Source organism: Alteromonas aquimaris, from assembly GCF_026183695.1.
Lineage (GTDB): Bacteria > Pseudomonadota > Gammaproteobacteria > Enterobacterales > Alteromonadaceae > Alteromonas > Alteromonas aquimaris.
This window is the reverse complement of record NZ_JAPFRD010000002.1, coordinates 133,217-154,638: the sequence shown is the minus strand read 5'-3', so window position 1 is coordinate 154,638 and position 21,422 is coordinate 133,217. Positions and strand designations below refer to the sequence as shown.

Genomic DNA, 21,422 nt, shown 5'->3' with positions numbered 1-21,422 from the left:
TTGCCACTTTTACCCACTGATTGACAGTTTAGGTACCACCTTGCCCCACTGTCAAGAAAAAATTCTGCTCAACCCCACGTATTTCTTGGCTTATAACTGTTATTGCATACAGTAGTTTCAGTGAAGTCACTGAATTTGACTGGGAAAATAATGAGCAAAATGGGATAAAGATATTAGATTAAATGTTGGGTCTACTCGTCTGCCGTATTTCGGGGGCATAGATTGGTTCGGATTAAAAGTGAAACGTCGGCATTTCTATAGCCCAGAAATTGGAATCATAGTGGTGGGATAAAAAAAAAGCGAAAAGCATGATTTGCCTTTCGCCCAATATGTATCTCGTTTTACGCTATTAACTTATTGTTCGGCTGATTCTGCTTTCTCATCTTGCTCTGGCTCAGCACCAATTTGCATATTAACAATTGGGTTCGCTGTATTTTTAGACAGCTCGATAAGACGGTTTAACTGCCCAAGTGACATCATCATCGCGTAGATAGCACCCATAAAGCCTGCTTTATGAAGTTCAACCACTTTGTCCCCATCTAATTCAATCAGCTTTTGTTCACTGATACTCATCATGCCGGTGACATTGCGTTGGGTACCGTCCTCATAGCTGACGCGTATACGGATCGCTTCCAGTAAATCCAGCTCACTAATTTGCTTCACGAATCGCTGTGTGGTCAGTTCGCTATTAGCCAGGTCAGCCAAAAACTGCTGACGATTCTTGAGAAAATCAGTCGCCTCACCCTCTTCATTAAAAAGGGGTAAGCCATCTTCAGTGAAAAGAGCACTGTTTTCGTCAATAAACACGCCCAATTTATCGCCATCAGGGCGAACATCAAACGGATAACGAAGAATGTTCATAGGTACGTGTGAGGCTTGCCATTGTCCGTCAGACAAATATAAGTTCTGCGCCTGTTCCACACCCAGCATTGCTACCACGTGAAGACGCTCGCTTTTTGGATCTTTGATGAATACCACCGGCATTGCACTGGCTAATCGTGCAAATTCTTTAATTGATGCTGCTGCAAGATGCGTATTCTGTGCGAACTCAAACGCATGTTGAGACGCGATTTTGAGATCTTTATGTTTTTCTTTATCCAGTGGGATATAGTTAGCTGCCATAATTTATTTCCAATTTCTCTTATTCGGCGAATGGCAGGTTGCATGACCAACCCACTAAGATGAAAACTTCGCCATTTATTTTACGCCCGCCCGACATCTGTACGGGGGATCTGGCGGGCAGTATGGCTTATTTTTTTTCTCAAGTCACGGGGCAGTGTTGCCAAAATGTTAGTCGCTTTTTTCTTATGACGGTTTTTTACACATTCTATTGTAGTAACTTTCTGAATCCCTTACGCTTAGCAAGATTAACAACGAGTTGGAGAGAGTTGTAGTGAATAAAATTTGTTTTATTACAGCAAGCGCATTATTAGTTTGCTCTCAGGTTGCAATGGCCACCGTTACCGTGAGCAAACAAGCCACGGCCATTGCCAAAAATACCATAATTGTAGATGGTCACATTGATGTCCCCTATCGGTTACGCGAAAAGTGGGTAGATGTTACCCAGGCAACCGATGACGGCGATTTTGATTATCCCCGCGCGATAAAAGGTGGCTTAAATGCCCCCTTTATGTCTATCTATGTGCCCGCATCTTTAGATGGCTCTGCTGCTTCCACTCAGCTTGCACATCAACTGATTGATTCTGTAGAAGCCATTGTGGCTCGCGCACCAGATAAATTTGCCATTGCCTACACTACCGATGATGTTAAAAATCACTTTGCCAAAGGTCTTATCTCTCTCCCCATGGGGATGGAGAATGGATCGCCTATTCAAGGCGAACTGAAAAACCTGCAAACCTTTTATGAGCGCGGTATACGGTATATTACTCTGGCTCACTCTCAATCTAATCATATCAGTGACTCATCCTATGACTTGCGGCGTCAGTGGAAAGGCTTAAGCCCATTCGGCAAAACACTCATTCCGGCAATGAATAATATCGGCATGCTAATTGACATATCCCACGTCTCTGACGATGCATTCTATCAAACATTAGAATTGTCCAAGACGCCTGTCATCGCCTCACATTCATCACTCCGTAAGTTCACTCCGGGCTTCGAAAGAAATATGGACGATGACATGATAAAAGCATTGGCTAAAAACGGAGGAGTTATCATGATTAACTTCGGTTCGAGTTTTGTGACCAAAGAAGCACGCCAATGGCGAGACGGTTTAGCCAAGGCACAGAATGCATTGATTAAAAAAGAAGGTAAAGACAGTGAAAAACTGGCCAATTTTGAAACTGAATATCGAAAGGAAAACCCCTATCCTTATTCAACTCTTGATGAAGTGCTAGACCATATTGACCATGTGGTTAAACTGGTTGGTATTGAACATGTTGGCCTAGGTTCAGATTTTGACGGAGTGGGTGACTCACTGCCGATTGGCCTAAAAGATGTATCCTATTTTCCGAACCTAATCCAAGGATTATTGGATCGTGGATACAAAGAGCCAGAAATTAAAAAGATTCTCAGCGAGAATGTCCTGCGGGTGTGGAAACAGGTGGAAGATTACGCCAAGCGGCATGGTTAAAGCTCTTTTTTCTTTGAGATGTGGGCAGATTTGTTCACACCTCATCCCCCTATCACTCCATCGAAATAAACGTTACTAACATATCAGTCATTTGTCGGAATAACGGATTTGCCTGCGGTACCGTACACTTTTCCAGTTTGGTGACTGCAGTTTTCTTAAAGTGCATGTCAGCTATCGACCTAAAATCAAGCGGTAAGTCTGCGTGACAAAGATCATATTCTTCGGCAACTAAAAACAAGGTATGACGCCCCTTAACGTGATCTAGCAAATCCTCTACGCCATGTAAGGGAGTGGTTAAATCAGCTTGGGAGTGTGCGGCGAACACAGGCACCTCGATTTGCTGCCCGTTTTCAAGTCGCTTTCGAATATCCTGAATAATGCTCATTAATTGAAGGCCGGCGTAGCCCGACACACTTGGATATTTATGCGGATTGGGTCCTGTGGCCTGATAGTCCCCATCAATTAATTTAGCGATCCACTTTGTTCCCCAAATTTTAGCCATGCTCTCTGCATAATCCGATAACGCAAGGGCGGCGGAGAATAAAAGTAGTCCATCAACATTGTCAGGATGACGTAAATAATAATCTGTCGCGATGGCAGCACCTGCAGAAAATCCACCGAGATAGATGTCATCACCCAGCTCCGGAGCAATCTTCATGATTGCTTCAGCGTGCTGGCGCCACGTTTGTGGCATATCGCTATCTTCCATTGCTTCATCCGCTTCACGCAGCCCGTGCCCTGGGGTCAGGGGCACAATAACGTTCATACCCTGGTCGTAAAGCTTGGTGGCGATGGCGCGCATGTAGAAAGGAGAGTCACTTAACCCATGAAATAATACTGCCACCTTGGGTGTTCTCATGCCGTGATGCATAATGAAAGGAGCGTTACCTTCATTACGCAAGAAAGGTGAGCAAACGTGAAATTGATTAAGCTTTCGGACGCGACACGGGGCGACTTTTGTCCATTGGGACTGGTAGTAGGTGGTGAATTTGTCGAACGCACCTTCAATAGCGTGTGGCGGTTGTTGTGCGTAAGCACTGTTTATTAAAAGTAGACAAATCCACACAATGCGCATTTATATGCCCTTCACTGGTCAAAAATAAAAAGAAACATATGTCTCAAGTAGTTAGGTATACGTAATTATCCCTAACTATTAACCATCATCCTATCACATCAATCATTTAGCGCTAGGATAATCCTATCTCCATGCGCTCTGCTAGACGTTTGCAACAACGCATGGGATATAGATGAAAAAGGCAAAACAACGCGAAAGGTTGTGGCGCAAAGCTTCCGGTCTACGGCCATTGAGTGTTCGACAAAAAGAACAAAATACACTGGTTATGATAGCGGGGTTGCCAATGATAGGAACTGCTGTTCCACTGAAACAGCAGGGGCGATCAAGGTGCACTTTTTCAGTCATAAATGAGTAACTTTTTTATTTTTTAGTTATTACTTAAGGACTGTAACAATGATTATCTTGGTTGGAGGAGAAAAGGGCGGAAGTGGTAAGAGTTGTCTTGCCCAAAATATCGCCGTATATCTTCGTACGGAAAAAAATGCCAATGTGCTGATGGTAGATTGTGATCCACAACGCACTACATCAGATTGGATACAAGAACGTAAAGCAGATGATAACTTACCTGATATCAACTGTATTCAACTCTACGGTAAGATCCGTAATGAATTAATCAGTCTCAATCGCCATTACGATTATATCGTGATTGATTGTGGGGGGCAGGATAACCTGGCATTACGCTCTTCTATGTCAGTAGCTGATCATGTGCTTATTCCATTACGACCTAAACGCAGAGACTTGAAAACGGTGCCTCATATGGAAGACATCATTTCGACCTGCCGCATGGTTAATCCGAAAATGAATGCCGCGTTTGTTATCACGCAGTGTCCATCATTGCCCTCGCTGGCGAATAGAATTCTTGAAGCTAAAGAAGTGTGCCGCTCGTTTGAAGTTGCCGTGCTCAATTCGGTTACTTTTAGTCGCAATATGTATGATGACTCAGAAGAATCAGGGCGTTCAGTGATAGAAAGCGAACCCAATGGTAAAGCGGCGATTGAAATCCGAAGCATATTAGATGAAATGTTAGCCCGAGCGAAGGACAACGAGTATGAGTTTATGCAGCCTGCGAAAGTCTCAGCCGTCAGCTAAGCCAGTTCGCCTCTCCGTAGACGATTTTATTAATCAAGCTATTGATTATGCGAAAGGTCAGCGCAAGCCCGTTGAAACTGACCACAGCCCCGCCAAACTGAACGTACTGGAGAGGGAAAACCTAACATCTAATACTACGATGAAACACGCGACCTTCAGTCTCTCGGAAGACGCAATCCAGCATCTGGATGACTTGTCCAGACGCACCGGTATAGCAAAGTCGCGCCTGTTACGCATTTTAATTGATGAACAGGTTAAAAGAGCTAATGAACAGAATTTAACCAGCAGTGAAATAATGTAGTGTGTATAAAATAGTAATAGACAATGACCATTGAGATTATATACTTAACTTTCCCTGCTGCTTTTTTAGCCAAAGGGGCTGGGCAAATCAATATGGATTAACGAAGAAATTATCTGCCACTGAAGGCGCTATATAACGGGGTGCTCGGTAGTTACCGTAATCCTTTTTGATTCAGCAGTATGCTGGCAAACAACATCAATTCAGTTGCGTAGTGAAAAGATTTTTTCTCACTTGGATAACGTATGTATGTGCGCGTGCTTGGGTGTATTTTATGCACTGTGAGCTTTTTGGCTGAGGCAAAATCTGATGCAATACGACTCATAACGTCAACCCAAACCAAAGAGCAATTACAATCAATAACTGCATATCAAGACGCTGGACGACTTGCTCAGGCGGAATCACTTTCTCTATTGCTGCTTGAGCGGGCGCGCAGTCAGGGCAACGATATTGATGCCGCCGCCGCCTTTCATGAATTAGGTCACATATTAATTCTGCAGAACAAGTACGAATTATCGCGCCAGGCATTTCACAATGCGTTAGAGATTTTCACCGGCGAGGGTTTATTAAAGCCAATTGCGGTTATTTTAGCTGATATCGGCAACACCTATCGCTTTCAGTCGGAATATAACCAGGCCCTTAATTTTCACTATCGCGCTCTGTCGTTGTATAAGACGGAAAAAAATCGGCAGGGCATTGCCGATCAACAATTAAATATCGGCATCGTATTAAAAGAACTGGGCCAATTCGAACCTGCCCTGGATTTCCTTAAACGCGCTTTGACCCAACTGCGTAGACAAAAGCGGTTAGAATCCGTCAGTCAGACCCTTTCTCATATTGGTGGCATATACGTTGATATGGCTCAATATGAAAGTGCCCTGACCTATATGAAAGATGCCCTTGCGATCAGCGAGGAGACCCTCTCACGTTATCGTATTGGTAAAAATCATTATCGATTGGGGAACGTGTATCTGAAGTTAGCGCAATATGAATTGGCCACCGTACATCTTAAAGAAGCGCTGGCGATATTTTCTGAGCTCGACGCCCCCAGAGATCATGGCTCAGTGCTAACTGTTTTAGGCCAGGTGGAAATTGCCCAGGGCAACACCGAGAAAGGTTTCCAACATTTAAACCAGGCTTTAACACGGGCGAATGAGGACGCTTTCCCCAAACTAAAATCGGAAGCCCAACTTGCCTTGGCCAAAGCGTATTTGACATTACAACAATTGGACAAGGCGTTAACTCATGCAATGCGGGGCGTGGAGCAAACCGGCAAACGGCAGCAACTAAGTATGCAGGCTAAGTTCCTGCAAGTGATAGTAGATATTTATGTGGCCCAGCAAAATTTTGAAAAAGCATTTAAAACGCTATTACAAAAAAATCAGATAATTTCTGAAATTGTGAGCCAGAACAGCACTATGACAGTGGCGCAGATGCAATCAGAAATAGAAGTCGAACGGCAGGCTCAATCAATTGAAATGCTTCGTAAAAACAAGGCCATTGAGCTGGCGCGGGCGGAACAAACCAATTTACGTACGACTTTTGCGCTCGGCAGCCTGATTGGTACGCTGCTTTTCATTTTCTTACTGTGGAGTCGTTATCATCAAAAAAGGGTAAATTTGTACCTGAAAAAGGAAGTGCGCAAACGTACTCAGGAACTCGTTCACAAAAATAATGAATTAGAGGAAGCCTACCATACACTTGAAGAGGTAAGCTTACGTGACCGATTGACAGGGTTATATAACCGCCACTATCTAGAAGCGCAACTGCCAGGCGAAATCCAGCGCTCTCAGCATACTTTTGCGACGGCTACGCCTCAGGAACCGGTCAGAGACGCGGATCTCCTTTGTTTTTTATTTGATATCGACAACTTTAAAAAGATTAATGATGATTATGGCCACATGGCCGGTGATCAATTTCTAATCCAGTTTACTGAAGTAATCCATGACGTATTCAGGCAAACCGATCTGTTAACTCGCTGGGGCGGAGAAGAGTTTCTGGTAATTTGCCGTCAGGCAAATCGTGACGAGGTCTGTATGCTGGCAGAGCGTTTTCGCGCTGCGGTGCACGAGAAACTGTTTTATTTAAATGATGAGACGCATATACGAGCAAGTTGTAGCATCGGTTTTTGCACGCTGCCGCTATTCGTAAATTCGCCTTATCGCGTAAACTGGCAAAAAACTTTTCTAATTATGGATTACTGCCTGTATGCCGCGAAAGCATCTGGAAAGAATTGCTGGATTGGCGCTATTTCCGCCACCGACGAAAAAATCACCGAAGAAGCAAGATCACCGTTAGCAAAAAAATTCGAGCTCACTTCTGTGAAGCTAGCCACTTCGCTAAACAATCTGGCCAGCATTAACTGGCCAGATTAACGGTGAAGCAAACCTCATTTATTATCAACGCTTACTAGACACCGGTTTTAATATCTTCCATGTGATATTTGTCTATTAACGAATACAAAGTTGGCCGAGTCACCCCGAGAAGTTCCGCCGTTTTTGACATATTCTTATCCGCCGCTTGATAAGCTTTTCTGATGGCGCGACTTTCCGCTTGCTCCCTTACCTCACGTAAGTTGAGGGTTTCGTGTTCACGTTCACTGCTCACAGCAGCTAAGCCTAAGTCTTCAGCATGTACCACTGTACTTTCGGCCATAATAACCGCCGATTTCAACTTGTTTTGCAATTCGCGAATATTTCCCGGCCACTTATGGGCCATCATTGCCTGAATCGCCCCTTCCGAAAATGACTTTGCCTTCGCGTTAAACTCTTCGCGATACTGGTTTAAAAAGGTTCTGGCCAGCAGTAATACATCTTGTTCCCGATCACGCAAGGGTGGAATGAAAATGGGAATTTCTCCAATCCGATAATATAAGTCTTCGCGGAAGCTCTCTTCTTTTACCATGCCTTGCAAATCACGGTGGGTGGCGCAAATGACTCTAATATCTACGGGAATTTCGTTCCGCCCCCCTACCCGCTCAATCACCCGTTCCTGAAGAAAGCGTAGCATTTTCGCTTGCAGGCCAATGGGCATGTCACCAATTTCATCCAGAAACAAGGTGCCGCCGTGAGCCATTTCGATTTTGCCTAAAGTAGTTTTATTCGCTCCCGTAAACGCGCCTTTTTCATAGCCGAACAGCTCACTTTCAAGTAAGTTTTCTGGTATTGAAGCACAGTTGATAGCGACAAAGGGCTTTTCTTTACGCGGACTATGTTCGTGAATACTGCGAGCAAACACTTCCTTACCTGTACCACTTTCCCCTAACAACAGCGTGCTGATGTCGGTCCCCGCAATTTTCTCTGCTCTGCGGGTTACCAGTTGAATGGCTTCACTGTTACCTATGATACGCCCCATGCCGGGCCGAGCTTTGGCTAATACTCTATTCTCGTGTTCCAGATTGGCTAGATTAAGGGCGCGCTGAACTAACAGTTTAATCGTATCTGAATCGATGGGTTTTTGATAAAAATCATAAGCGCCTAAATCAATCGCTCTTAGTGCATTTTCTTTATCATTATTCCCTGTTACGACGATGACTTTAGTGCGGGGGGCCAGGCTGATAATTTCTTCCAGTGTTTTAAGGCCTTCTGAAGCGTTCGCCGGGTCTGGGGGCAGGCCAAGATCCAGGGTTACTACTTTAGGCTCGTGGCGACGCAACTGGGCGATTGCTGACGCGCGATCATCTGCAAAGACAACATTATAATCAGTGAAGCTCCATTTTAACTGCTTTTGGATGCCTAAATCGTCGTCTACTACAAGAATGGTATTCTTCGTCATCCGTTTTATCCGTTTTGTTATTATAAAATGAGTGAGCTGGGGTTAGCTTAATCTAAAGGAAAAGCTAAGGTAAAACAGCTTCCTTTTCCCACTTCACTGGTTACAAATAGTTTACCACCGATTGATTCCATATAATTTTTCGCATCATACGCACCAATTCCCATACCAGCATTGCCCTTTGTGGTATCAAAAGGTTTAAACAAGCGCTCTTCGATGAAGGCCTTATCCATACCACTGCCCGTATCTTCAATTTTGACCAACTGACGATGATTCTGATGATCCAGCTCCAGTTGAATGGTCACTTTACCGTCTTCTGGCGTAGCCTGTTGTGCATTACTGATAATGTGATACACCACGTTTGCAAACTTGTCAGGATCCACTACGACTGCCGCCTCTTCTACGTTGACGATAGTAGGCACGGGCAGACTTTGCTGACACTTACTATCAATCACGGCGGCGATAATAGAAGATAATTTCTCGGCTGAATCCAAGCCGATTTTATCCACTTTTTTATCCGTAAGCTGGCGCAGCATTTTGTCCATCCGTGCCTTAGTGTAATGCAAGGTCTCAAAGGTATCGTCGATAAATTCCGGGTTGCTCTTATGCTGCTCTGCATTACATAAAATCAAGTCTATCTGCGCAAGCACATTTTTCAAATCGTGTAAGACAAACGCCGACATGCGATTGAACGCCGCGAACTGGGCATTCTCGGCCACGGTCATAGCAGCTTCGTTGTGTAATATGTAAGTAGCGACCTGTTCGGTCACAGCGGTCAAATAGTCGCGCACTTCCCAATTCAGACTGACCAACTCACCTTCACCCGGCGATAGCAGGGCAAAACCCCAGACTTTATCCGCTTTGAAAATGGGTAGCGCCAGCTGAAAGCGGCATTCCTTTAGTGCTTCACGATCCAGTTGCAAATCAGCGTAGTTAAAAGGTTTATACTCAAACTCGTCAAAATCTATAAGCCACGATGTTTTGTTGCAATATATGGTCAGTTGGCGAATCAGTTTCGCTTCTGCGTTGTTTAAGCTACCTGCGTTTCGGCGCGCCACTTCTTCTACGTCGATATTGGATACTTTTACCAGCAAACCTTCATCATAATTAATGGCCCCTAAAAAACCACCCAGAGCATTTGCGTAGACCTGCGGCAACGTGGTCGTTTCGGTAGAAAGCGCCTGCGTCAACTTCACCCATTCCACACGGTAATCAAATTGATTAGCGAAAAAATGTTTGGTTATGAAAACTTTTATTTTCGTGCGAAAACTATTGGAGAGGATAAGCGTTGCGAGCAATACGAAAGACATCGCAATCAAGACAATTTGTACGGTCGCTCCCCAGCTTCCCCCAAAGTAATTGATTGCATAACCAATTAATGCCATGCAGAAAAGATATATACCTGCCACCAACAGTAAGGAGGAATGCAGCACCACATCGCGGGAAATAAAAATATCGATTCCCCAGTGTTTTATCCGGCGCATTGCAATGACGAGTAAAGGCGTCAGCAGTAAATAGATATACCCCCTTGCGGCGATGTAACCAATCTCTATTTGATTCACCATGGTGGCATTGGTGTACATCACAAATTCAAATAGGTGCGCCGTCCCCAAATAAAGCACCAGTGGCTTGTACGTCCATTGATTAGATCCCGCTTGCCGGTACATGACTTCCAGAAGGATCAATATTTCCAGCGACATAACGGTTAACATGAAGTAGTACCACGACTCGGCGACAGGCATAAAAACCGGTACGATAAACGTAATTGCCGGAGGTAGCAGAATAAACAGCGTGGCAGGACGGGCCAATACCTGCCAGATATTTTCAAAGTCGTTACGTAAACAGCTGGCAATAAACAGCAGCCACACCGCTTTTTTAACCGCATCAGCGGTGAACATGTAATGAATATCCAGCGGCCCCGCCACTATGCTGACAAAGCCCAATGACCACAGCATAGTAATCATAGTGCCCAACACCAACAAGTGCTTGGCCAAGCCTGACTTACGTACGGTCAGTAAAAGCAACAACAACACCATATAAGCTAAGAAACTTAGCCCATAGCCGATATCCGCGATCATCCTTCTCTCCTACTACCTGCGGGACAGTTCCGTTCTACTTTTATCGCTTTTTTATTACCAAACTTCCAATTGAATAGCCTGCCCCGAAAGAACAGATGACGCCAATATCCCCTTCGCCTAAATTCTCATGATTCAGGGCAAAAGCTATTATTGACCCGGCTGAGGCGGTATTGGCGTATTGGTCAAGCACAATGGGAGCCTCTTCTGGCGTGGCATCACGTCCCAATAATTTTTTACAAATCAGGGTATTCATATTGATGTTGGCCTGATGTAAAAACCAGCGCTTTACGCTTTGAGGCGTTAAGCCATATTGCGACAGGTGCGACTGAATGTGCTGTGCTGCGAGCGGACAGACCTCTTTGAATACTTTTCTTCCCGCCTGATGAAAAAGTTTATCGGGTCCGTAGGGGTCGACATCATGGGCACGACTCATGTAGCCAAAGTTGGAACGAATATTATTGGAAAACTGCGTCAACGCTTTTGTCCCCAAAATGGTGTATTGATGTGCAGACTCAGCGGTGGCTGCGGTTTCCACGACGGCAGCCGTGGCGACGTCGCCAAAAATAAAATGGCTATCGCGGTCAGTGTAGTTTATTTGCGGCGAGACCAGTTCGGGATTGATGACCAATACGCATCTCGCCGTTTTGGCGGCCACCATTTCATAGGCGCGATGCAGACCAAATGTAGCGGCTGAACAGGCTACCAACATATCAAAGCCAAACCCCTGAATGCCTAACTCCTGTTGAACCTCGATGGCCACAGCGGGGTAAGCACGCTGGGTGTAAGCACAGGAAACGATAACCGCATCCACCTCGGAAGCCTGTTTATTGGCCGCAGTCAAAGCTTTGCGCGCTGCCGCAACCGCAATTTCGGCCTGATGGGAAAGTTCATCTTCAGCCCGTTCAGTAATCATTGGACGCATACGATTGATATCTAATGCACCTTCTTTTTGATATATGAACCGCTGTTTAATGCCAGATGCTTTTTCGATGAATTCAGCACTGGAAAAAGGCTTTGCTGCTACCTCGCCACGCTCGATTTTATCTTTATTGGCTTGGTTAAAGGCATCGGCGTAAGCATTATAACTCTCAACCAATTCCTGATTAGTAATGGTGTATTCGGGGTTCCAGACCCCTACGCCAGAAATCACAATATCCTGCGACATAGTATTTCTCTTATTTTATGTCTTACTTGAGACGAATAAGCATCGATCTTGCTCAGTATCAATGCTTATTCCATTAGATAAGGTGTAGCTTATCCCTTTGCGAGGGGATTGTCATGGTAAAGAATTGTTTAGTACCGTGATGTTATTAAACGATCGCTTTGTCCCACAAGCCATATCGATTGTTTACCCCACCTCTGCGGATACTTAAGACAATAAGTAACACCCCGCAAAGTAAGCTTGCGGCCATCGACAGCATGCCTACGGCATACACAAACGGTGTAATTAACAGTGCCGCGCCGAGCGGAATGAGTAAATAACGTACCATTCGGCCAGTTTCTGCCAGAGATGTAACGACCACCGTCAACACGAGCGAACCAATGATGTGATCGGCATTAGCCATCCCCCCTTGCGCATCAAGGGTCAGTCGCGTGAACATTAACCATAATCCAATTGGAATGCACAAGGTCAGATTCCACGGCAGATTCACGCCGCCGCCAAGCATATCTTTGATAATTGACCAGGCGCTGCGATTGAATTCTGTTGTATCGCCTTCCCATTTACCCTCGTCGGTGTCACCCGTAAAGAAGATACGTAGCAATGGACGACCCTGTTTTTTACGGCGATACAGAAATTCTGAGGTGGCCACTAATTCGTCCAGTGAATAGGGAATTTGAATTAACATTGCCGCCGCGCCTATTAAACACAAGGTGCACCACGTACCAATTACAATCGGTTGAATGATAATAAAGAACACAGATACGACACCTAAAGGCACAATCAAAATGCCAAAAAACATCACCAGCCAGGGCATAGTACGCCATCTTCTGGTGGACCCCATCAACCCCGTTAATATTTCTAATGCGTAAGTCATGGCCCCCAGTCCAGCATCAGGAACCGGCCAAGCCTCGGACACCGACGACGTGATGATGGCTTCGGTACCATTTTTTGTCGTCCCAGCTGCGTCTGCAAAGAAAGGGTCCCAGACTGCATCGATGTGCCCCAGTTGATAGGCGCACAAGTATCGGGAAATAAAAAAGCCTACTAATGCTAGTAAAATAATAGGCATGCGCTGTACCCAGCTGGACGGGTTAAAGCTCCATCCCGGGGGGGTATTCGGCCCCGTTTCCGCTGCCACTTGCGCTACTCCAGGCGTGGGCCGCGAGCAGACCGCAAAGCCAATAACCAACATGCCGACCAGCGTATCGTTTAAATATGCGGCTGCGGTGGGCGCCCAAAATAGCAGGGGTGCGCCCAATAACCACAATCCCACGCCTGCGGTAGCGTAACGTGCCAGGCTCATGCGCCAGGACATGGAGAGCAGCGATAACACCAGCAACGCCCCTCCCGACGCCAGGTTGCTATAAATCATGTTCTGGCTTTCGTACCCCAATATGAAGGGGGCAGTAAAAAGCCAGCATGCCAACGCAAAATTAGCAAAGTGGGCCCAGATAAATTGGTAGTGCTGTTGTTGATAGTGGGTTTCATGCTGTTCGCGGATACGATCGGCGTTAACGTGTTTTTCCTTTGATGTCTCTACCCAATCAGGTAATACGATACCGTTGCGTTCATACCATGCCGCTGGGTCGGCTTTTAAATTTACGATGAGTGCTTTAATGCCATCGTAAATTCGATGCTTTGGTCGCCAGCCCAATAATTGCTCCGCTTTGCTATAGTCCAGCTCATAATGATCACTGGATAAATCAATCATAAAAGGGCGAATGAAAGGCTTTTCTCCATGATCGATGGCATCGGGAATAATAGGCTCAGCGTGTTCTTCCACCCAGGCGCCAGGTTTAGCCACAAATTCTGGTACTGAAATCGTAGTCCACTCGCGCTCTCCATAAATGATATGACCGATACGGTTTTGCAGCGCCTGATAGCTCATCACCTCGCTTTCACCCGCCAGCAATATGGTTTCGTTCGGCAGGTGTTTACGTTTTTCAATGGCTTTGGCGAATAAATCAATCATATCCTCTTTATGTAAAAATGCCTGCCCCGCTTGCGAATCCCCTGAATAGAGCCAGCTTTTTAACTGCCGTTCGTAAATGCGCGCGATTTGGTGGCTAAGAGTTGGAACCGCACTTTCTTCATCATATAACCCAGCCATGCGTAATATGGTGTAAGGAATTTTGCCGTGAGATTCTTTTATCGCCTGCTCCGCTTTTGCTTTAGATTGCGGATAAGCCCACCCCGGTTTGATTGGGCTATTTTCGGAAATTTTCTGACCCGGCACGCCCGCTTCGTGCACCAGCATAGTGGAAGCATATATAAAGGTTTCTACCTCATAGTGCTGTAACTCTTCCAGGAAAAAGCGCGTACCTTCAACATTAAGTTTGTCGTAAAGCGGATTATGTTCACCGGTAAAATCGAAATAGGCAGCAAGATGAATAACAGCGGTGATATGTGAATGATAGTTTTCCGCAATTTTATGCAGCGCTAGTTTGATGGAATCGCGCGAGGTAAAGTCACATTCAATACTTACATCCGCTGCTTCACAGGGTTGGATATCCAGCCCGATAACAAAGTGGGTTTGTTTAAGCGATTCGCACAGCGCCGCGCCCACATCTCCTGAGGCCCCCGTTAATAAAACAATGGATTGCTCCCTGTTATGTACCATACGCCTTATTCCGGTATTGTTGCAGATGCTATTGATACCAAAGCAACTATCGATGTGATCACTCGCGTATTCAGTCGCCATATGCAAATTGAATCGAATCGATGAGGTTGTGGCAACTTTCCTTGCAGTAGTGTGCTTTAACTCAAAGGGGGTATTCGAAAGTCATTTCGTACGCGGGAGAGCCACCCTTGCCTAAGTTTGCTCGGACGATTGTAAAAGGAAAGAAAGAGGCCTCGCTTAACGAGAGGGCAAACTACTTGGATTAACACGCTTTCGCTACCCTTATGCGCAATAGCGGCCATGCCGCAGCACGGACAAAATCAGTCAACACGCATTCATCCATTGCATCGCCCCATCAAGCCCTGAAATGGGAAGTTAGAAAAAACCTACTCGCCCCTTGCTGTGATATTTTTTTCAAGGTGAAGCGCAGATAACCTTACCGATTATTATGGTTGAGTAGCGTGATCCCAGCTAAACTTAACGCTTACAAACATAGTCGCGGCTTAATTGAATGCAACAGTCTGACAGCGAAAATTCGCGTGCAAAACAGCTGATGCTTACCCGTCACCTTGGTGAACGTGGTATCCAAGATAGTCATGTGCTTCGCGCAATGGCCACAGTACCTCGCGAAGCTTTTATCAGCGCGATTCATTTTGGCCATGCCTATGTTGACGCTCCCCTACCGATAGACGAAGGCCAAACTATTTCCCAGCCTTATATAGTCGCCAAAATGGCAGAATTAGCAGAAGTGAAAAACGACGCAAAAGTGCTGGAAATAGGCGCCGGCTCAGGCTATGGCGCTGCAATACTGGGGCAGATTGCAGCACAGGTGATTTCTATTGAGCGCAAGCCCGGGCTTGCTGCCCGCGCACGTAAGGTGATTGAAAAACTTGGTTATAACAACATTACTATCATAGAAGGCGACGGGACTAAAGGCCTGCAGCAAGCAGCACCGTTCGATGCCATCATCGTCACTGCTGCGTCACCTGCTATTCCCGAAAGCTTAAAACACCAGTTAGTACTGGGCGGCAGCCTGGTTATTCCTGTGGGTGATGAGACATACCAGCACCTGCTGAAGATTCAACGTACCGACGTCAACCGCTACAAACGCACTGAACACGGCGCCGTACGTTTTGTGCCATTAATAGGAGAATACGGATGGTAGCGGGGACAGGATGAGTGAGCTGTACTTCCAAGTATGTCTGATTTTTTATTGTGATTTCCTGCATTAATTATGTAGAAAACCGCAATTAAATATGTCTCCGTTTAGGGAGATTTACAAAGTGATCGTTCTATTTATTCCTGAATCCATAAACTTCTAATGTAGCTTTCGCGTCATCCCTTTCCTTAGCAAAATTAGGCGTACATCTATCAGCAGAATGTCGGCCCGATAAACATATTTTGTGTCACCAGCTCCCATCCTATGGCTTACAATTTACCTGTAAATGTTACATAACCATTGAAACGACAGTTGTTTTCACACCCCCTATATAGAAACCATTTTAGGGGGTAAATTTTTTTCCATTTGGCGAACTATGCAGCAGCATAGCCGCTAGCGAGACCACAATAAGCTAGCCATCAGGGATATATTGGAAGATAAGCCAGCAGCGCCTCAATCTGCGAGGTGGTATTACTCTTGCACAATACAGGATAGCCTTGGTGTCAGTTGGAACCTTGGCATTATTATAAACCCACAAAAGAGGACATTAATATGTCAGCATCATCAGATAAAGCAGAAGGAACAATGGATAAAGCCAAAGGCAAGGCGAAAGAAGTGACCGGTTCGGTAACAAATGATAAGGAAATGGAAAACGAAGGTAAAGCAGATCAAACTAAAGGCTCCGCTAAAAAAATTAAAGGCGAGGTTAAAGACGCATTTGGTTCTGATTAGCCTGTCACCCTATACATCAAAACGCTTCTTTAATAGAGGCGCTACCATCGCAGAGGGGAAATAGTTAACCGTACATTTCCCCTGATTTCGCTACACCACAAGCCACTTTTGAAGCTGGACGGTTATGATTCCTGTCATACTTTATCCAGCCCCAACGCAAACTCTATCTAGGTTTTTAATCACCACTATCCAGGGCAGGGCTTTCCACTCCTAAAAACCCCTGTATTTTTAGTTAGTTTATCTAACTAAGAGGTGTCTAGGAAATTAGTGTCGATTCAGTACTTTTTACGTTGCCTTCGGAAAAATAAGATTTCAAAGAACTCACCATTATTTTTACACGTGACTTTTCTATAGATACTATCGCGTGAAAACCGAGTGACGGCCTTTTAATAACAAAGACTTATCTGAAGTAGAAGCGTTATTAATAGCGCGAGAAACGGCAAGAGCTGAATACCCCTATGGTGATATTATTCAACCTGATTGGGGAGATGGCTCAAAAGCTAATAACATCGACTTGATAGTAAGATATGTGGATGAAACTGGAACAACAAAATATGTGGTTATTGAGGCCAAGGGAGGCAATTCTGGCTTGGGCAAGCGTTTAACAATTGGTAAAACACAATATGTACAGCAAGGTACTCAGGAGTATCACACCAGTTTGGTGACTGATATGATTGCGAAAGAAGGACGTTTGGGTAGTGCAAATCTTTCTCAAGATATGCGTGACGCGCTAGATTGGATTAAGAGAAATAACGTTGAATTTCGCTCGTTTAGTGACGCTCGATATGATGCGCATGAGAACTTGGCCACAATTAATGATAGTTATTTTGGAATCAAAACCCCTCCACCCAGAGGCTAATGTTGAGGATTAGTACTTAAATGAGATCAATCCATATTAAAAATTTCGTTCCAGAACCTAAGGACCTCGAACGCACAATTGAATACTTAAGAAATGGCGAACCAGAGCGCAATAAAGCTGGTTTAAAGAATTTGTTGGAAAGAAAGGATGAGGATTTCGCGTTCATCATTTGGGAAATCTATAATATGGAGCGGCATAGGACGTTCTCTCTCCTTCAACTCTATGATTATAGTCATGATAAATCTGATTTCACTGATGCAATGCAACATCTAAAAACAAGCTTTAACGCACTTGAAATGTTGATGGAAACGAAAAATATTTTCAACACAACTTCTCAAGAAGTGACCGTGATGGGCATTAGCGGAAAATTACATCCTCGAAAGGGTCCGCTCAATAGACTGGCGTGGGCGCGATATATTTTCGAATCAATCAGTATGCGCAGACCAGACTTGGTGGAAAGGCATATGCAATTTGATCCCGAAGAAGCTGCTCAAGCAGAGCCTAAATCTGCTGATATGGCGCGCTTCTATGTGGAATATATCAAAGGAATGTTAACACCTGATGCACAGCACGAACGATTGCTCCGGCAATATACCGAAGTTTTTGCACCAGAATTGCATCCCAGGGCCAGAGTTGCCTTACAGCCTTTGTATTATGTAGCGATTGGTGATGAAGTAAATTATGAAAAAAGTATGCGCGTAGCGGGTAAAGCCCACCATAAGGCGGCCATGTCCAACCATATCCCATTTGGCATTGACCAAATGGCCTATCCCTCAGACTTGATTGCTACCGCTAGCTTAGCCTACGACAGACACGGCTGGATGCTCAAGCACACGAATGATTATTTACCTGAATGGTGGATTTATAATCGTTTTGCACCTGCCAGTTAATCATATTTTTTACTTGCAGGAATAAGGGGCACTCACTCGATAGTAGGTGCCCCCTATATTTATCCAACTATTATTGACATATGCCTGAGTCTCTCTTGGCACTACGGTGATCTCATAAGCACCTAAAGAAGCTTGCGTTTCACACTCCTCTTCTGCAAATCTGGAAAGTGTGAGTATGGCTTTTTCAACTGTATCACCACTACACTTCAATTTCGTCCCCTTCGCATCTTGCGAACAATAGTGGGTGGGGGAATAACGGAAATTAAGTGACTGTCCTGTATTATCCCATTTAGATCATCACCGGATGTAAAACAAACCAATGTTTCCCACATAAGTTTTGATGGCAAAACAATCGAAATCAAGAACTTCGGTAACATGTCACTACAAGAAATTTATCAGAAACGCTTGGAAATTTATAATGAAAAACAAAGGTTGAAAGTTTCAACGAATTCAGCGGATCAAGAGAAATATAGGGAGCTCCATCAGCAACACAAAGATTTGTCTGAAGCGGAAGGGTTGTTAATAGCGCGAGAAACGGCAAAAGCTGAATATCCCAATGGTGAAATTATCCAACCAGATTGGGGAGATCGTTCTAAAGCTAATAACATCGACTTGATAGTAAGATATGTGGATGAAACTGGAACAACAAAATATGTGGTTATTGAGGCCAAGGGAGGCAATTCTGGCTTGGGCAAGCGTTTAACAATTGGTAAAACACAATATGTACAGCAAGGTACTCAGGAGTATCACACCAGTTTGGTGACTGATATGATTGCAAAAGAAGAAAGGCTAGGCTTGGAAAGCCTCACCCCAGATATGCGTAACGCCTTACACTGGCTAAAAAACAATAATGTGCAGTTCCGCTCAATTAGTGACGCTCGATATGATGCGCATGAAAACTTAGCCACGGTTAATGATAGTTATTTTGGGATCAAAACTCCTCCACCTAATGGAGGCTAATTTTGAGGGTTAGTGTCTAAATGAGATCAATTCATATTAAGAATTACGTTCCTGAACCTAAAGATCTCGAACGCACGATTGAGTTTTTAAGGAACGGTGAACCTGAATACAATAAAGCTGGTTTAGAGAACTTGCTGGAAAGAAAGAATGATGATTTTGCGTTTGTGATTTGGCGACTTTATGAAATGGAGCGCAAGCGAGCGTTTTCAGTTCTTAGACTATATGGGTACACCAAAGCTAAATCTGATTTCATGGCTGCAATGCAACATCTAGAAACCAGCTTTAATGCACTCGAAGTATTGATGAAAAGGGCAACAGATTCGAACGCCCCCCCTCAAGAAGTGACCGTGAATGGTATCACTGGCCTCCTTCTTCCTCGAATGGGTCCGCTTGATAGATTAAGTTGGGCGCGATTCATATTCGAATCAATCAGTATGCGCAGACCAGATTTGGTGGAAATGCATATGCAATTTGATCCCGAAGAAGCTGCTCAAGCAGAACCAAAATCTGCCGATATGGCGCGCTTCTATGTGGAATATATCAAAGGTATGTTAACACCTGATGCACAGCACGAACGATTGCTCAGGCAATATACCGAAGTGTTTGCACCAGAATTGCATCCCAGGGCCAGAGTTGCCTTACAGCCTTTGTATTATGTAGCGATTGGTGATGAAGTAAATTATGAAAAAAGTATGCGCGTAGCGGGTAAAGCCCACCATAAGGCGGCCATGTCCAACCATATCCCATTTGGCATTGACCAAATGGCCTATCCCTCAGACTTGATTGCTACCGCTAGCTTAGCCTACGACAGACACGGCTGGATGCTCAAGCACACCAATGATTATTTACCTGAATGGTGGATTTATAATCGTTTTGCACCCACCAGTTAATCATATTTAACTTTCATGAGTGACTGTTCCGCTGTGTGTTGGCAAGCGTTTGACAGTTGATAAAACACAATATGTACAGCAAGGTACTCAGGAGTATCACACCAGTTTGGTGACTGATATGAACTCTAAAGCTTTACGCGTAGGGGAGGCAAAGATAGATGCTGATATGGCAAAGGCATTAGATTGGCTTCGTAACTATGATATAGAATATCGTTCCTATAGTTCTCCGCGCTATGATCAAGCAGGCAATTTGGCAAGTTTAGAAAACAGCTATTTCGGTACACTCATTCCTCCACCCATCACGAATGGCGCATAATTGAAAGGTAATTGCTAAACATGAAATCAATTCATATTAAAAATTTTCTTCCACAACCTGATGATTTGGATAAGCAAATATCGTTTCTTAAAGTGGGAAAACCCGCACGTTTAAGAGATAGTTTAAAAAATTTGTTGGAAAGAAAGGACGATAATTTCGCATTCGTAATTGGGCGACTTTATGAAATGGAGCGCGAGAGAACATTCTCTACACTCCAACTTTATCAATATGAAAAAGAAAAATCAGTTTTCATGACCGCGATGCAACATCTAAAGGCTAGCTTCAGTGCACTCGAAGTATTGATGAAAAGGGCAACAGATCCGAACGCCCCCCCTCAGGAAGTGACCGTGAATGGTATCACTGGCCTCCTTCTTCCTCGAATGGGTCCCCTTGATAGATTAAGTTGGGCGCGATTCATATTCGAATCAATCAGTATGCGCAGACCAGATTTGGTGGAAAGGCATATGCAATTTGATCCCGAAGAAGCTGCTCAAGCAGAACCAAAATCTGCCGATATGGCCCGCTTCTATGTGGAATATATCAAAGGTATGTTAACACCTGATGCACAGCACGAACGATTGTTCAGGCAATATACCGAAGTGTTTGCACCAGAATTGCATCCCAGGGCCAGAGTTGCCTTACAGCCTTTGTATTATGTAGCGATTGGCGATGAAGTTAATTATGAAAAAAGTATGCGCATAGCGGGTAAAGCCCACCATAAGGCGGCCATGTCCAACCATATCCCATTTGGCATTGACCAAATGGCCTATCCCTCAGACTTGATTGCTACCGCTAGCTTAGCCTACGACAGACACGGCTGGATGCTCAAGCACACCAATGATTATTTACCTGAATGGTGGATTTATAATCGTTTTGCACCTGCCAGTTAATCAAATTTAACTTTCATGAGTGACTGTTCCGCTGTGTGTGCCG

At 44.6% G+C, this 21,422-nt stretch carries 18 protein-coding genes and 1 riboswitch; of the genes, 12 read left to right on the top strand and 6 right to left on the bottom strand.

What is annotated here, in order from left to right:
- Positions 1 to 354 precede the first annotated feature (354 nt).
- Entirely contained in the window at positions 355 to 1,122 is a 768-nt protein-coding gene (locus OPS25_RS00880; RefSeq protein WP_265615756.1) for a SapC family protein, read from the bottom strand.
- A 328-nt stretch (positions 1,123 to 1,450) separates the two neighbouring features.
- Between OPS25_RS00880 and OPS25_RS00875 the strand changes: the two genes are divergently transcribed.
- Positions 1,451 to 2,590 (top strand): dipeptidase, encoded by a 1,140-nt coding sequence (locus OPS25_RS00875; protein WP_265616133.1) that lies wholly within the window; start codon positions 1,451 to 1,453, stop codon positions 2,588 to 2,590.
- Between the two features lie 52 nt (positions 2,591 to 2,642).
- Here OPS25_RS00875 and OPS25_RS00870 read toward each other — a convergent pair whose 3' ends face one another.
- Positions 2,643 to 3,665: an alpha/beta hydrolase gene (locus OPS25_RS00870; RefSeq protein WP_265615755.1), complete on the bottom strand. Its 1,023-nt coding sequence runs from the start codon at positions 3,663 to 3,665 to the stop codon at positions 2,643 to 2,645.
- A gap of 170 nt (positions 3,666 to 3,835) precedes the next feature.
- Positions 3,836 to 3,950, top strand: a riboswitch (cyclic di-GMP riboswitch).
- 108 nt (positions 3,951 to 4,058) lie between these two features.
- Here OPS25_RS00870 and OPS25_RS00865 point away from each other — a divergent pair.
- The 3 genes from OPS25_RS00865 to OPS25_RS00855 all read left to right on the top strand — a co-directional run bounded on the left by OPS25_RS00865 (position 4,059) and on the right by OPS25_RS00855 (position 7,427).
- Positions 4,059 to 4,754 (top strand): AAA family ATPase, encoded by a 696-nt coding sequence (locus OPS25_RS00865; protein WP_265615754.1) that lies wholly within the window; start codon positions 4,059 to 4,061, stop codon positions 4,752 to 4,754.
- Complete coding sequence (locus OPS25_RS00860; protein ID WP_265615753.1) at positions 4,714 to 5,055, top strand: ribbon-helix-helix domain-containing protein; 342 nt, start codon at positions 4,714 to 4,716, stop codon at positions 5,053 to 5,055. Before OPS25_RS00865 ends, OPS25_RS00860 begins: the two co-directional genes overlap by 41 nt.
- Positions 5,056 to 5,333: 278 nt before the next feature.
- Positions 5,334 to 7,427, top strand: a complete 2,094-nt coding sequence (locus OPS25_RS00855) for a tetratricopeptide repeat-containing diguanylate cyclase (protein ID WP_265615752.1) — start codon at positions 5,334 to 5,336, stop codon at positions 7,425 to 7,427.
- 34 nt (positions 7,428 to 7,461) lie between these two features.
- Here OPS25_RS00855 and prsR read toward each other — a convergent pair whose 3' ends face one another.
- The 4 genes from prsR to OPS25_RS00835 all read right to left on the bottom strand — a co-directional run bounded on the left by prsR (position 7,462) and on the right by OPS25_RS00835 (position 14,683).
- Positions 7,462 to 8,826 (bottom strand): PEP-CTERM-box response regulator transcription factor, encoded by a 1,365-nt coding sequence (gene prsR, locus OPS25_RS00850; RefSeq protein WP_265615750.1) that lies wholly within the window; start codon positions 8,824 to 8,826, stop codon positions 7,462 to 7,464.
- A 47-nt stretch (positions 8,827 to 8,873) separates the two neighbouring features.
- Positions 8,874 to 10,901, bottom strand: coding sequence for an XrtA/PEP-CTERM system histidine kinase PrsK (prsK, locus tag OPS25_RS00845; RefSeq protein WP_265615749.1), 2,028 nt, complete (start codon positions 10,899 to 10,901; stop codon positions 8,874 to 8,876).
- A gap of 40 nt (positions 10,902 to 10,941) precedes the next feature.
- The gene (locus OPS25_RS00840) at positions 10,942 to 12,066 is read right to left on the bottom strand and encodes a beta-ketoacyl-ACP synthase III (RefSeq protein WP_265615748.1); all 1,125 of its coding nucleotides are present in this window, start codon (positions 12,064 to 12,066) and stop codon (positions 10,942 to 10,944) included.
- Positions 12,067 to 12,211: 145 nt separating this feature from the next.
- Positions 12,212 to 14,683: a vitamin K epoxide reductase family protein gene (locus OPS25_RS00835; RefSeq protein ID WP_265615747.1), complete on the bottom strand. Its 2,472-nt coding sequence runs from the start codon at positions 14,681 to 14,683 to the stop codon at positions 12,212 to 12,214.
- 511 nt (positions 14,684 to 15,194) lie between these two features.
- Here OPS25_RS00835 and OPS25_RS00830 point away from each other — a divergent pair.
- From OPS25_RS00830 to OPS25_RS00795, 8 genes are all read left to right on the top strand, one after another.
- On the top strand, positions 15,195 to 15,848 hold the full coding sequence (locus tag OPS25_RS00830) for a protein-L-isoaspartate(D-aspartate) O-methyltransferase (RefSeq protein ID WP_265615746.1): 654 nt from the start codon (positions 15,195 to 15,197) through the stop codon (positions 15,846 to 15,848).
- 546 nt (positions 15,849 to 16,394) lie between these two features.
- Entirely contained in the window at positions 16,395 to 16,574 is a 180-nt protein-coding gene (locus OPS25_RS00825; protein WP_265615745.1) for a CsbD family protein, read from the top strand.
- A gap of 529 nt (positions 16,575 to 17,103) precedes the next feature.
- Positions 17,104 to 17,433, top strand: a complete 330-nt coding sequence (locus OPS25_RS00820; protein ID WP_265615744.1) for a hypothetical protein — start codon at positions 17,104 to 17,106, stop codon at positions 17,431 to 17,433.
- Between the two features lie 20 nt (positions 17,434 to 17,453).
- The gene (locus OPS25_RS00815) at positions 17,454 to 18,323 is read left to right on the top strand and encodes an Imm49 family immunity protein (RefSeq protein ID WP_265615743.1); all 870 of its coding nucleotides are present in this window, start codon (positions 17,454 to 17,456) and stop codon (positions 18,321 to 18,323) included.
- 375 nt (positions 18,324 to 18,698) lie between these two features.
- Complete coding sequence (locus OPS25_RS00810) at positions 18,699 to 19,283, top strand: hypothetical protein (RefSeq protein WP_265615742.1); 585 nt, start codon at positions 18,699 to 18,701, stop codon at positions 19,281 to 19,283.
- A gap of 20 nt (positions 19,284 to 19,303) precedes the next feature.
- On the top strand, positions 19,304 to 20,173 hold the full coding sequence (locus OPS25_RS00805) for an Imm49 family immunity protein (RefSeq protein ID WP_265615741.1): 870 nt from the start codon (positions 19,304 to 19,306) through the stop codon (positions 20,171 to 20,173).
- Positions 20,174 to 20,222: 49 nt separating this feature from the next.
- The gene (locus OPS25_RS00800; RefSeq protein ID WP_265615740.1) at positions 20,223 to 20,489 is read left to right on the top strand and encodes a hypothetical protein; all 267 of its coding nucleotides are present in this window, start codon (positions 20,223 to 20,225) and stop codon (positions 20,487 to 20,489) included.
- A 20-nt stretch (positions 20,490 to 20,509) separates the two neighbouring features.
- Positions 20,510 to 21,379 (top strand): Imm49 family immunity protein, encoded by an 870-nt coding sequence (locus OPS25_RS00795; RefSeq protein WP_265615739.1) that lies wholly within the window; start codon positions 20,510 to 20,512, stop codon positions 21,377 to 21,379.
- Positions 21,380 to 21,422 lie beyond the last annotated feature (43 nt).

Coding starts and splice junctions, on each gene's coding strand:
- OPS25_RS00880 (WP_265615756.1), bottom strand. CDS start 1,122: ATGGCAGCTAACTATATCCCACTGGATAAAGAAAAACATAAAGATCTC.
- OPS25_RS00875 (WP_265616133.1), top strand. CDS start 1,451: ATGGCCACCGTTACCGTGAGCAAACAAGCCACGGCCATTGCCAAAAAT.
- OPS25_RS00870 (WP_265615755.1), bottom strand. CDS start 3,665: ATGCGCATTGTGTGGATTTGTCTACTTTTAATAAACAGTGCTTACGCA.
- OPS25_RS00865 (WP_265615754.1), top strand. CDS start 4,059: ATGATTATCTTGGTTGGAGGAGAAAAGGGCGGAAGTGGTAAGAGTTGT.
- OPS25_RS00860 (WP_265615753.1), top strand. CDS start 4,714: ATGAGTTTATGCAGCCTGCGAAAGTCTCAGCCGTCAGCTAAGCCAGTT.
- prsR (WP_265615750.1), bottom strand. CDS start 8,826: ATGACGAAGAATACCATTCTTGTAGTAGACGACGATTTAGGCATCCAA.
- prsK (WP_265615749.1), bottom strand. CDS start 10,901: ATGATCGCGGATATCGGCTATGGGCTAAGTTTCTTAGCTTATATGGTG.
- OPS25_RS00840 (WP_265615748.1), bottom strand. CDS start 12,066: ATGTCGCAGGATATTGTGATTTCTGGCGTAGGGGTCTGGAACCCCGAA.
- OPS25_RS00835 (WP_265615747.1), bottom strand. CDS start 14,683: ATGGTACATAACAGGGAGCAATCCATTGTTTTATTAACGGGGGCCTCA.
- OPS25_RS00830 (WP_265615746.1), top strand. CDS start 15,195: ATGCAACAGTCTGACAGCGAAAATTCGCGTGCAAAACAGCTGATGCTT.
- OPS25_RS00825 (WP_265615745.1), top strand. CDS start 16,395: ATGTCAGCATCATCAGATAAAGCAGAAGGAACAATGGATAAAGCCAAA.
- OPS25_RS00815 (WP_265615743.1), top strand. CDS start 17,454: ATGAGATCAATCCATATTAAAAATTTCGTTCCAGAACCTAAGGACCTC.
- OPS25_RS00810 (WP_265615742.1), top strand. CDS start 18,699: ATGTCACTACAAGAAATTTATCAGAAACGCTTGGAAATTTATAATGAA.
- OPS25_RS00805 (WP_265615741.1), top strand. CDS start 19,304: ATGAGATCAATTCATATTAAGAATTACGTTCCTGAACCTAAAGATCTC.
- OPS25_RS00795 (WP_265615739.1), top strand. CDS start 20,510: ATGAAATCAATTCATATTAAAAATTTTCTTCCACAACCTGATGATTTG.